Origin of the sequence: Flavobacterium calami (assembly GCF_038290035.1) — a bacterium.
Classification (GTDB): Bacteria; Bacteroidota; Bacteroidia; order Flavobacteriales; family Flavobacteriaceae; genus Flavobacterium; species Flavobacterium calami.
The window spans coordinates 40,772-53,834 of record NZ_JBBYHS010000025.1; the positions used below are offsets into that span (position 1 = coordinate 40,772).

General features: G+C 34.9%; 10 protein-coding genes. 1 reads left to right on the forward strand and 9 read right to left on the reverse strand.

Features of this window, described 5'->3' with window-relative positions:
* Positions 1–59: 59 nt before the first annotated feature.
* From AAEO57_RS19165 to AAEO57_RS19200, 8 genes are all read right to left on the reverse strand, one after another.
* Positions 60–2,327, reverse strand: coding sequence for a Gldg family protein (locus AAEO57_RS19165; RefSeq protein WP_341694646.1), 2,268 nt, complete (start codon positions 2,325–2,327; stop codon positions 60–62).
* An 11-nt stretch (positions 2,328–2,338) separates the two neighbouring features.
* Positions 2,339–3,286, reverse strand: a complete 948-nt coding sequence (locus AAEO57_RS19170) for an ABC transporter ATP-binding protein (protein ID WP_341694647.1) — start codon at positions 3,284–3,286, stop codon at positions 2,339–2,341.
* Positions 3,287–3,351: 65 nt separating this feature from the next.
* Positions 3,352–4,728, reverse strand: coding sequence for a RagB/SusD family nutrient uptake outer membrane protein (locus AAEO57_RS19175; protein WP_341694648.1), 1,377 nt, complete (start codon positions 4,726–4,728; stop codon positions 3,352–3,354).
* 11 nt (positions 4,729–4,739) lie between these two features.
* Positions 4,740–8,123: a TonB-dependent receptor gene (locus tag AAEO57_RS19180; RefSeq protein ID WP_341694649.1), complete on the reverse strand. Its 3,384-nt coding sequence runs from the start codon at positions 8,121–8,123 to the stop codon at positions 4,740–4,742.
* Between the two features lie 168 nt (positions 8,124–8,291).
* Positions 8,292–9,335, reverse strand: a complete 1,044-nt coding sequence (locus AAEO57_RS19185; protein WP_341694650.1) for a FecR family protein — start codon at positions 9,333–9,335, stop codon at positions 8,292–8,294.
* 227 nt (positions 9,336–9,562) lie between these two features.
* Entirely contained in the window at positions 9,563–10,150 is a 588-nt protein-coding gene (locus AAEO57_RS19190) for an RNA polymerase sigma factor (protein WP_341694651.1), read from the reverse strand.
* 369 nt (positions 10,151–10,519) lie between these two features.
* Positions 10,520–11,509, reverse strand: coding sequence for an L-glyceraldehyde 3-phosphate reductase (mgrA, locus tag AAEO57_RS19195; RefSeq protein WP_341694652.1), 990 nt, complete (start codon positions 11,507–11,509; stop codon positions 10,520–10,522).
* 192 nt (positions 11,510–11,701) lie between these two features.
* A complete protein-coding gene (locus AAEO57_RS19200; protein ID WP_341694653.1) occupies positions 11,702–11,860 on the reverse strand; it encodes a hypothetical protein in 159 nt (52 codons plus the stop codon).
* Positions 11,861–12,248: 388 nt separating this feature from the next.
* Between AAEO57_RS19200 and AAEO57_RS19205 the strand changes: the two genes are divergently transcribed.
* Complete coding sequence (locus tag AAEO57_RS19205; RefSeq protein WP_341694654.1) at positions 12,249–12,695, forward strand: hypothetical protein; 447 nt, start codon at positions 12,249–12,251, stop codon at positions 12,693–12,695.
* Between the two features lie 39 nt (positions 12,696–12,734).
* On the opposite strand, the gene AAEO57_RS19210 is transcribed toward AAEO57_RS19205, so the two are convergent.
* Positions 12,735–13,052, reverse strand: coding sequence for a hypothetical protein (locus AAEO57_RS19210; protein WP_341694655.1), 318 nt, complete (start codon positions 13,050–13,052; stop codon positions 12,735–12,737).
* Between the last annotated feature and the right edge of the window lie 11 nt (positions 13,053–13,063).

A 13,063-nucleotide genomic window follows, 5' to 3' on the forward strand; every position in this document is an offset into this window, starting at 1 on the left:
GATTGGGGGACAAAAAAGCAGATCGAAAATCATTTTTAACGACTCCATTGGTGTGATTTTTATCTTCTGTTTCTTCTGATTAGAATAAAAGCACCACTTAATACAATCAACAAAGGAAATAGTCCGATGAAAACAATTTTACTGATGAAAACCTGATTTGCTGTTATAGTTAACTTTTTATCAGTGTTTTCAGGGCGTGTTGTATCAATTGGGAATTCGTAATTAGTGAACCAACTGAAAATATCAGTTACAAACTGAAATGTTCCTGATCCGCCACGGCTTAATTCGGCATTACCCATAAAATCAGCATCGCCGGCAACAATTATTTTTTGTGATTTACCCTTTACATTTCTCGTTAAAGCTACTACCAAGGGAACAGCTTTTACAGAAGTCTGTTTTTTCAAATCTTCAGAAACAGAAGTGATTCCGGTTTGGGCTTCCCAAGCCGGCTGATTGTTGGTTTTTAACAGTGGTGTCACTTTAAATCCTGTATCTTTAACTGTTTTGATACCGCTACTTCCTAAAAACGGGATAGGATTATTATTTGGATTAGGGCTGAATTTAATTAAAGTTGGATCTACATTTCTTTGAAGTTCAGTAACTAAATAATCCGGAGAATTGATTTCACTTTCCTGAACCAATGCCTGTTTCGTAAATTGAATACCTAATTTGTCTGTAACTGCAGCCAAAGCCGAATTCGTTTCTGGCTCTCCCAAAAGAACTATGTTTTTCCCCTGATCGATATAGGTATTGATTCTGTCAACAGCACCCTGGCTCAACTGTGTTTTTGGGTCGGCAATTATTAAAACAGAAGTTTGTTCAGGGATATTCTGCGCATTGATATCAACAGAAGCAACATCAAAGCCCTGATTGATTAAAGAGTATCTGAATGTAATTTCATTAAAACCAGTCTTGTAATTTTTATCTCCGATTTTGTCAACGCTGCGTTCCATGTTTCCGGTTGCAAAAACAATTTTTGGAGCAGTAACAATTAAACGTTTTAAGGCTGCTGAGATTTCTTTTTCAGAAGGGGCTTTAAATAAATCATCATACATTCTTAAAAATGTTTTCTGTCCGTTGTACTCTACCGTTCTCACTACGCGGTTTTGCTCTGGCCCCAGGTCAATAATTTTTTTAATTTCTGCAGGAGTATATAATTTTTTTAGCTTCAGATCTTGTGATTCTACCATTTTTTCGGCAAGCTGTTTGTCATTCAATCCAGGATTTTGAGCATACAGCGCTGTATTGGTAGAGGTATCATAATAGTATATGTATTCCATCTCTATTTGAGGCAAAAAGCGGGTGTATTGTTCAAAACTGGCGATATCCTGGTTTTGCGAATAAGGCATGGCTACATAATAATTGATATCCAGAAGATTCACATAAGTCGTAATCTTAATTGGCCCCTCCATTTTCTTGACAATATCTAAACTGGTTTTGGTAAGAGTTCTGTCTTTTGTGCGGGTCATATCATGATATAGCGTAAGAGGAGCTCTTGATGTAACGTATCCAAGTGACAAAACGATGGAGATTAATAATGTATATTTTAAAACTCTTTTCGAAATAGTTTGCGCATCTCTTCCGGTTTGTAATTTATATATACTCAATACAATAAACAGACCGCTTACCAATAGGAAATACAATACGTCTTTGCTGATGATCTGTCCTCCAAGCATTTCGTTTGCACGTCCTGCTATTGAGAGAAAATAGGTAATGTCTTTTACATATTCGACATCCTGCCATAATTTGCCAATAAAGTTTAAACCGGCCAAAACTACCAGAGTACTAATAGCGGCGACAACCTGATAGGAAGTAAGACAGGACATAAAAAGTCCAATCGCTGCATAGGTGCAAACCAGTAAATACAGACCGATAAGCCCTGAAAAAGCAAATTTAAAATCAAGGTTCTCTATAGAAAAATAAGCAATTCCAACCTGCAGTCCCAAAATGGCAATAAATAATAAGCAGTAGACAGCAATAGCCAGATATTTTCCTAATACAATTTCCTTGATTTTGATTGGCGAAGAAAGTAAAAGTTTGATAGAACCGCTATTTATTTCACGGCTTACTAAACCCATGGTCAATAGAGGGATATACAAATACAGATACTCCTGCATTTCAGTATACAATCCGCTGAATCCGGAAAAGACGGTTTGGGTAAGGTTATGCATTCCTTCCCCAATTTTTTGTGCTTTTTCAAAACGTTCAACTGTGTTAAAAAATTTCCAGCTGGACTGGATAGAAAATATGACTAAAACAACCCATGCCACCGGCGAATAAAACATGGTGTTGAGTTCTGTTTTAGCAATTCTGTATATTGTTTTCATTTGTTTGTTTTTTAAGAAAGGATAGCGTTTTTTGAAGGTGCTTTTTTAGATAATTGGGCAAAAATTTCATCAAGAGAGACTTTTTCGAACTGAATTTCACGTAATTTCCAATTACTGGTAACGCTCTGAGCTACAATTTTTTCAGCAACTTCCTGTGTTCCTTTAAAAGTAATCTGTACTTTTTTAGGAGAAAGATAAACTGCTTCTGTAACTTCTTCGATAGCGGTTAGTGCCTCGATTGTTGGCGGATTTTCAAAACTTGCGGTTAATTTATCGGCTTCGATGTAATTATTAAAAGCATCGAGTGTATCAGCAAAAACCATGTGTCCGTTTTCAATCATTCGGATATCCTGACATGTAGCCTGAACTTCAGAAAGAATGTGAGAGGAGAATATTACGGCTTTATCCTGAGCAATTTTTTTAATTAAATTTCGTACCTCTAAAATCTGATTTGGATCCAGTCCGTTGGTTGGCTCATCTAAAACCACCAGTTTTGGCTCGTGAATAATAGCCTGTGCAATTCCCACACGTTGTCTGTAACCTCCGGATAAGTTTTTAATCAATCGGTGGCTGAAATGCGAAATGCCGCATTTTTCTTTGGCTTTTTCGACTGCATTTCTCAGGTCTTCTTTTTTAACCAGTCGTAGCTGCGCACAGTGAATCAAATATTCATCTACCGTTAAATCGAGGTGAAGTGGTGGCGTTTGTGGTAAAAAACCAATTAGTTTTTTGGCTTCGACCGGATTTTCTTTCAGGTTAATTCCGTCAATAAATATATTTCCGTGAGTCTGGTTTAAAACCCCGCAAAGGATATTCATGGTAGTCGATTTTCCGGCACCATTAGAGCCCAGAAGTCCCAGAATCCTGTTTTCTTTGATTTCAAAATTTATATTTTGTATTGCCCAATCCTTACTGTATTGATGCGACAAGCCCTCAACTCTTACAATTGTTGTTTCCATAGTGTTTTTAAAATCTCAGGAATGCTTTTTTTATAAAACATTCCTGAGTAAATTATTTAAATTAGTTAGTATCCCGGATTTGGAATTAAGGAAGGATTAGATCGGATAGCTGATTCCGGAATTGGATAAAGACTGTCAGTACTTTTCCAGATTTTTCCGCTAACTGATCCAAGAATCTGATCAATGTTACCGCTTCTTTTAAGATCCAGCCATCTGTGGCCATTTTCTGCAAAGAGTTCTCTTTCTCTTTCCAGAGCAATTAATTCAAGAAGTTGATTGGAGTCTGTTAATGTAGTATTGCCTAATAAAGCCCTGTTTCTGATAACATCAATATCCTGTTGTGCGCCGGTAATATTATTTAATTTCACCCTTGCTTCGGCTCTTATCAAATAAAGTTCTGCCAGTCTGAGTACAGTTGAGCGTTCGTTGATAGATTGTCCAAAATTAGCTTTATATTTTCTTGGCGCTATGCCTATAAAAGCATTAGTTACTCTGTCTCGGATATCAATTGTCCATTTTGTTTTTCGATCATCACCTGCTTCAAAAAGGGCATTTCCTTTTCTTAGTAAATTAGTCCCGCCAGTTCCAAATACAGCAGTTCCTTCATAAGTATAATTAACATTATAATAAGGTATCTGAAGTATAGCTTCATCATTATCTGCAATAAATGGATTATTGGAATCTGTCAATCCGGTAATTATTTTGTAGGTACCGGTCTCATTTATTACGGCAGATGCATGAGTATCTGCTTCGCTCCATCTTCCTAAGTAAAGATTTACTCTTGCTAATAATGCTTCTGCAGCCCATTTTGTAGCTCTTATTCTTTCACCGTTATTATAATTGTTGTAATTCGTTGGTAAATCTTTTGTGGCATCGGTCAAATCAAGCAAAATCTGGGTGTAAACAGTTTCCTGAGAAGATTGTGGAGCTAAAGCTGTTGCGTCTAAATCTGTAGTCAATATTAAAGGTACATTTCCCCAAAGATTAGTCAGATAAAAATGACAATATGCTCGTAGAAATTTTGCTTCAGCAATCCATTGTTTACTTTTTACAGGATTAAGCGTAGTGCTTTTAGTAACTCCTTCAATAACATTGTTGGCATTATAAATTGTTTTGTACAATTGTGCCCACATAGAGCCTATAGTTCCATCGGTATCCGGAATTTCATTAGAACTGTAAACATTTGCAATACCGGTTCGGGGGACTAACTCATCAGATGTCTGTCCAAGAATTCTATGCAAATTATCGTAATAAACGCTGGTAACCATACTTTCGTAAATTCCGTTGACAGCTGCTTCAGCAGTTGGGTCTGAAACATATACAGTTTCAGATGATAATTCGTTAACAGGAAGGTCAACGTCAAGCATATCTTCACAGCCTGTAAGTCCTGTTAAAAGAAGAAACGAAAATATATAGATATATTTAGTTGAAATATTTTTCATGATGTGTAGAATTAAAATGTAAACTGAGTTCCAAAAGTGATGGTTCGTAATGGAGGCAATGCCAAGCCTTGTGTTTCAGGGTCAAGTCCTTTGTATTTCGTAAATGTTACTAAATTCTGGCCCTGAAGTGAAAGACGGATGGCTTGTATGTATTTCTTAGTACCTTCATTTAAAGGAATCTGATAAGCAATATTCACATTTTTAAGTTTTATATACGATGCATCTATGATAGTTGCATTTGATCCCATATAATCAAAGAAAAAATCCTGATAATTTGAACTTAAAACATTTCCTGCTGCTAAGTAATCATTATATTCATCCACCTGAAAATTAGCTGTACTGTAAGGGTATCCTGGTTGTGCTCCTTGAGATGCCAGTAAAGTAGTACCTTCCTGTTTTACGAACTGAAATAGAAAGTCAAGCGTGAATGCTTTATAACTAATTGTATTTGAGATACCTCCATAATATTTTGGATATGATGGGCCGTAATATTCTCTGTCACCTCTTCCGGTATCTGCTAATCTAGAGGAAATGTTTCCATCACCGTTTACATCTTTAAATTGAGGTTCTCCGTTTACATGACCTGTGTAAGTATATAGATATCTGCTGTTTAAAGGTCTGCCAACAACATATTGAGAGTAATAACTGGTAAATTCAATACCATCAAATTTTGCCAATTTATTTGAGTTGGTCGAAATATTAAAAGAAGTTGACCAGGTGAAGTCTTTGGTACGGATGTTTGTTGTTGCAAGGGTAAACTCCCATCCCTGATTTTCAACTTCAGCCGGTAAATTAGCGGTATAAGCTGCAAATCCTGTTTGTGGACTAAGTGTATAATCTACTAATTGATTACTGGAAGTATTTTTGTAATAAGCAGCCGTAAAAGATATACGGTCGTTAAGGAAGCTTAAGTCTAATGCTGCTTCAAATTTTTTAGTAAGTCCCCATTTTATATTTGGATTGGCAATTCTGGTTGCAGCCATAGAAGCATTTCCAACACCATAAGTACGAGTATCGAAGGTATCAGCATATCTATAATTACCAATTTCGTCGCTTCCGATTTCTCCATAGCTGGAACGGATTTTACCAAAACTTAACCATGAGTTGTCTTTTAAAAACTTTTCTTCGGTAAAAATCCAGGCACCTCCAACAGAACCAAAATTTCCAAAACGGTTATTAGCTCCAAATTTAGAAGAACCATCTCTTCTGAAGTTCACATTCAGAATGTATTTATTTTCAATATTATAATTAAGTCTGCTGAAAAGAGAAATGTATTTGTATTCTGAGCTTGCATTAGACGCAGAGATTGTTTCTGCAGCTCCTATATTACCAATTAAATTATCTGCAGAATATTGGGAAGCGTTTATATAAGTCGGCATTTCTGCTTTTCTGTCCTGCCAGGAACCTCCAACAAGCGCAGTAAGATTACCTTTCCATAATTGGGTTGTATAATTAAGCTGAGGGTCTATAGTAAAATTGTTGGTGTTATTTGTTGAAGTAGTATAAGATCTTGATGTATCATATCCATTTGCTTCATCATACACGTGGTTACTGGCAGATGCAGGCATATACTGCTTGGTAAGCATTTGAGCTCTCCCGTACCCCAAATCTGTTTTAATAGAAAGTCCTTTTGCAATTTCATACTGAAGGCTTACACTTGTAATTAAGTTAGTTCCTTTATCATCAACTCTTTTACCTAAAGCTGCAAGCGGGTTAATATCACTAAAATAATCCGGAGACCAGTAATAACTGCCATCTGCATTGTACAACGGACGGTTTGGTGCAGTACCTATTGCATAACTGGTAATATCAAAAAAGGGAAGCTGGTTATGGTCTGTAGAGAAAAGAACAGATGCTCCTATTTTTAATTTTTTATCGAGTGTGCTGTGATTCACATTAAAGTTAGTAGAGAATTTATCGTAGCTGAAATCCCCTGGTACAACTGTAGTTTCTTTATGGTAAGCGGCACTTAAAAGAAAATTTGTTGTATCATTTCCCCCTTTTAATGAGCCCGAATAATTATTGAAATTTGCTGTACCACCTATGAGTTTTTCCTGCCAGTTTGTATATGCATTTGGATCCCAGTCTGTAATAGCAATACCATTACTATCCACATCAGCTACAGCACCACCATTGTTTAATGCAGTTTGCAGCATATTCAGGTAAGTAGGGGTATCTAATGTTTTGATCATATGTGCTACTTCAGAAACTCCTGAGTTTGTGGTTACAGTAAACTCTGTTTTTCCTGCCTTTCCTTTTTTGGTTGTGATAAGCACAACACCATTCGCACCTCTTGATCCGTAAATTGCCGTAGCATCCGCATCTTTTAGGATTTCGATACTTTCTATATCATTTGGATTAAGAATGTTTAAAGGGCTTGTTCTTTTTTGCGCTCCTCTAACAACGCTCATATTTTGAGCACCCTCATCTTTTTGCGCCTGCTCCTTTAAATCATCGCCTATATAAGGAATTCCATCTATGATATAAAAAGGCAGGTTGTCTCCGGCAATAAAATTTCGGCCACGAATACTAATATTCATGTCTGATCCTGCGTAACCTGATGTTTGAGATACAAATACACCAGGCGTTCTTCCCTGTAAACTTTGTAAAATGTTAGTTATTGGCTGTTTTTCGATATCTTCAGCAGTAATTTTTACTACAGATCCTGTAGTTGTTCTTTTGGTAGTTGTCCCATAACCAATTACTACAATTTCATCCAGTTTAGCTAAATCGGGTTGCATTTTTATGGTCACTGTGGTCTGGTTCTCAACCGTAATTTCTTGTGTTTTATACCCTAAATAGGATATTCTAAGTAGATGTTTTCCTGTTGGTAATTCGATAGAAAACTGACCATCGAAATCAGAGATGCCGTGTTTATTACTGCCTACTAATAAAACACTTACACCTGGTAATGGGTAACCATTTTCATCTAAAATTTTTCCGCTTAAATAATAATTAGCTTCTTCTTTTTTATTATTTAAAGCAGTACTTTCTTTTTTATAAATTATAACATTTTTGTCTACCTGTTTATAGACCAGATTACTGCCCTGAAATACAGAATTCAAAATTGCACTCACACTTCTGCGCCCTCCGGTTGTAGTGACTTTTGGAAAATCTTTTATGATTTGCGGCTGATAAGCAAACAGTAATCCCGTTTTATTTTCTATTGTTTTAAATAAAGTTTTAATATCCTGATTATGAAGTTCAATGTCAACAGATATCGATTCTAAATTTTGACCGCTCATTTCGGTAGCAAAGACCATATGAGTGCCACAGGTCAGTAAGAAAATGTGGAATAGACTGATTCGCATGATCATAAGTGTTTTTTTTGACAAATGGAAAAAGGCAGATTTCTTTTCCCTGTCAAACATGGTTGTTTTACAGCGTAATTTCATAAATTTGCTTGTTTTTAATGGTTACTGGTTTTAATTATTAAAAATTTGGGCCATCTGGTGTAGGAGCTGGATGGCTTTTTTATTTATTCTTATAGCTTGGTTTTAAGGTTAATATTTATTTTAAAGCTTTCTAAAGTAGGAGGTTTAGTCAGCCTTTTGTTTTTTTATTTATTCACAGCCTTTTCCGTCCAGAATAATCGTCCCGGCTTTGTTGTAACGATACTCGGTTTCAATAACACTGCTGATAACTTTTAGGACATGATCCAAATCTTCATCATTTAAGAAACTGGCTGTTATTCTGCAATTTTTAATCTTTTCGTTTGCCAATGAAATCTGTACTTTGTATTTCTGAGAAATTAAGGCAACTGCTTCTTCCATATTAATATCATCCAGAATCAGGTAATTGCTTTTCCACTCAGTAACAATTGAAGCTGTAATCTTGTTCTGTTCAAAACTGAGCGTGTTTTTATTGACTTTAATCTGCTCATTCGGAGTTATGATACCGTATATTTTCTGATCATCTCCAACCTGAACTTTACCTCTTGTAACTGTGACTTCAATATTGTTTGAAGAATTGTGTGTATTAATGTTAAAGGCTGTACCCAAAACTTTGGTTTGTACTTTGCCCGTATGTACGATAAACGGTTTTGTTTCGTTTCTTTTAATATCAAAAAAAGCTTCTCCGGTAAGTGTTACTTCACGGGTTTTGTTATTAAAAGAATTCTGATCGTATTTTAAGCTACTGTTATCATTTAAAAGAACGGTACTTCCGTCCGGCAGATGAATCAATTGTTTGCCGCTAAAATCTACCGAAGTATTTTCTGCAATTACAGGCTGCTTCATTACAGGAGTTGCAATTGAAGTTTTTTGTTTAAAAAACAAACTGTTGCCAATAGCGATTAAAGCTATAATGCTCGCTGCAGCAAAGATTACACGGAGCACTTTTTTTCTGTTTCTTTTTTCCGGTTCTAATCTGATTACTTCTCTGTTAGTATTAGGTTCAGACAAAATACATCTCAAAATATAGGCACTCTCTTCGTTACCCATTACTTCAGATCCGGTATTTTCCTTGAGCATGACATGAATTTTTTCTTTTATGAAATCATCATATTCACCATTTCGAATAAGTTCCATCAGTTTTTGTTCTTCAACTTCTGACAGCCTCTTTTGCAAATAATTTTCAAATAATTCTTCAAATATTTTTTCTTGCATTCGATTTGAAATTAAATAAGTTAATAATAGGTGGTAAATAGTAAACCTGGGGCTGTTTAAAATTTATTTCTTAAGACCCTGTTTATTTTGGGGCAAAGCCAATTAAATAGTGATCTTTATTATAAAGACGATTGAAAAAAGGGGAGGGAGTAGTCGAAAGTAAAAAAAATGTAAAAAAAACGTAAAAAAATAATCCGAAGGGTTGTTTTGAAAGAAAAGCTTTAAAATTAAGCTCTGAAAAATAAAAGAATTGTCATGAACATATTCATGTAAGGAGAAATTCTGTGGCGTACAAATTTTAAGGCTTGTGCCATGTGTTTTTTTACCGTGTCTGTAGAGATTCCTAAGTCTTCTCCAATTTTTTGATGACTTAAACCTTCCAGTTTAGCCATTTTATAGACTTTTTGCTGTTGAGGCGGAAGCTGTTCTACAATCTGGTTCAAAATAATATTGTACTGATCGTCTTTTACGGCAGTGTCGGTATCCTCAGAAGTTGTGTTTTTATAAGTAAGTTCAACCGGCAAAGAGGTTTCTCTGGCTACTTTTTTAATCATATCAAAAATATGATTGCGGGAGATGATAAAAAGATAATTCTCGAAATTGACTATATCAGCCAAATTTTGTTGATTTTGCCAAATTTTTAAAAACACATCCTGAACCACTTCTTCAGCTAAAATTTTTGACCTTGTAATTTTTAAAGCGGTTGAATAAACACCATTTTTATAGCGATTGTATAAAATAGTAAACGCCGGTTCGCTTCCCTCAGATAATTCCTGGAGAAGTTTGTTTTCATCAAAACCGGGATTTAACAACATGGTATTTAATTTGTTTCGGATAGGCAATATTATTTATTTTTTTTTAAAGCTGTATGTTTTATATAAAAAAATGATTCAAAAATGCTATTTTGCCAATTTTATCCTTCAATATTATAAGATCTCAAAAATAAGCACCTCAGTTTTGCCGATGATTTAATCAAATGCAAAACTAGCTTTGTTATATTGTAGGTTTAGTCTTCTTATTATTGAGGATATCGTATCTTGGAAATAAGAAGTAAAGCCTTTTTTAAGAAATGTTTATAAAAAATAAAAATTTCGGGGTTCTATGTTGTTGAATTTTGATATTGCTAGTGAATAAAAAATGCAGCTCTGTCGGAACTGCATTTTCATCAGGCAATATTTTATTCTTTATTTTAAAATCAGGTTAATTTTGTCTAATTCTTCTTTGCTGAAAGTGTTATTTTTCAAAGCTTTGACAGAATCTGTAATCTGTTCAGGTTTACTCGAACCGATTAATACCGAAGTCACTCTTTGATCGCGTAAAATCCAGGCCAGTGCCATTTGTGCTAATTTTTGATCTCTCTCTTCTGCTATAGTATTTAATGCTTTGATTTTGGTTACAGTTTCTGGAGTAATATGATCTGCTTTTAAAAACTGGCCGCTGGTAGCTACTCTTGAATCTGCCGGAATTCCGTTTAAATATTTATCGGTTAGTAATCCTTGTGCCAATGGTGAAAACGGAATACAACCCACCTGCTCTTTTTCTAATAGATCCAGAAGTCCGTCCTCGACCCAGCGTTCAAACATGGAGTATTTTGGTTGGTGTATCAGACACGGAGTGCCCATTTCTTTCAGTAATTTAAATGCCTTTTCAGCTTCTGCAGGGCGGTAATTTGAGATTCCAACATACAAAGCTTTTCCCTGCTGTACAATTAAATTCAATGCTGCCATGGTTTCTTCAAGAGGCGTTTCGGGATCGGGTCTGTGGTGGTAAAAAATATCCACATAGTCCAAATCCATTCTTTTTAAACTCTGGTCTAAGCTGGAAACCAGATATTTTTTTGATCCCCAGTCACCATAAGGGCCGTCCCACATGGTGTAGCCCGCTTTAGAGGAAATAATCATTTCGTCCCTGTGGTTTTTAAAATCCAGTTTTAAAATTTTTCCCATGCATTCTTCTGCAGATCCGGGTGGCGGACCGTAATTATTGGCAAGGTCAAAATGGGTAATTCCGGTATCAAAAGCGGTTTTGATAAGGTTTCGGCTGTTTTCAAAATCGCTGTTAAGTCCGAAGTTATGCCAAAGACCCAGTGAAAAAGCAGAAAGTTTAAGTCCTGAGTTCCCACATCTGCGATATTGCATTTGCTCGTATCGGTTTGCTGCTGGTTGGTAAGTCATATATTAGTTATTTCGTAAATCGTTACTTTTTGTAATCATTTACGAAAATAGAATGTTATTTTTTAAAATGTTGGAATTGAGGAACATTTTTTTGTTTTGATGTGGAGTGATTTACAAAATCAAAACCATATCCAGCATAAAAATTTTGTTTACAGAATCAGCGGAAAAGAAAGGTGTTACGCCTAGAAAATATTAATCAAATTTTGGAGTATAAATAGAATCCGTTTTGTGTAGTGCAGCTTCTTTTTGATCTCTGGTGTAATCTTCATCATCGCAATGAGGGGAGCAGCTGTACCCTGTAACAGATATAAAAAAAACGATTGCAACAATTTTAAGTAATACATTATTCATAACATTTTGCTTTTTGTGAGATAAGTTTTATCTATAGTTACAAATTAAAAAAGCGCTTAATTTTATGATTATATAATTGCAGAGATTTGTTATAGAATTCACATGTTAAAAAAGCTCTTAATCACGTATTATCATTTGGAGCAAATATACCAGGATGTATTTCTGACTTTAGTGCAAATATGTCTATAGTATTTAGTTTAAAAGTATATCTTGCTGTTTGTCAATTTTTTATGTTTTAAAAAAATATTCACAAACATAAAGAAGTCATATTGAGTATGGGAATTATATAAGTATTTGATAAAATTCTATAAATATAAGACTCTAAAAAACAGAAAATTTGAATTAAGAATATTCTGTAAAATATCAATTAAAAAACGATTAGTAAATCATGAATAAAAAAGGACCCATATTACTTATCGAAGAAAATAAAGAAAATCGAAGTCTATTTGAGCACATTATCTCAGATTTAGGATTAAAAAACAGCCTTCTTTGTTTTAATACTTTTTTAGAAGCCCGAAATCATATCGTTTCTAAAAAGATAATGCCTTTTTTGCTTTTTTCTAATGTACTTCACTTTGGCGAAAACAGTATAAAATCAAATTATAGTAAAGATATGTGTCTGAAAATGAAATGCCCATGTCTTTTCTTTTCGATATTATTTACCCAGTTTTTTGTAATTGACACGTATTCAAGCCCTCCGAAAAGTTATTTTATAACACCTTGCAACGAGGATAAATTCAAACAGGTAATCAATTCGGTTATTGATTATTGGTCTCTTGAAAAATCGAATGAAGAGTATCGGCTGAAATGGAGAAACAAAAGTAAAATTTTATAAGAAACCGTCCGGATCAGTCCGGACGGTTTCTGTTTATGATTATAACTGTCGATTAGGATCTGTATATTCTTCATCTTCTAAATCTTCCTTATCGAAGTTGTCCTCATCCTCCTCATTCTCCAAATCCTCGTCTTCTAAGTCTTCCTCATCTAAATCCTCCTCTTCATCCAATACATTGTCATCCGGATTCTCATTTGGTTTCTGGTTTGAAAAATCATCTCCGTAGTCAGGTTCTGCGTTATCGCTTAGCGAATGGTCAGCCGGTGGCGCATCAATACCTTCTTCTTCATTTTGGTTTTCTTCGTCTTGAAAATACTCATCCTCCGGACGGTAATTTTCTCTTTCATTTAAAATCATAATATTATTTC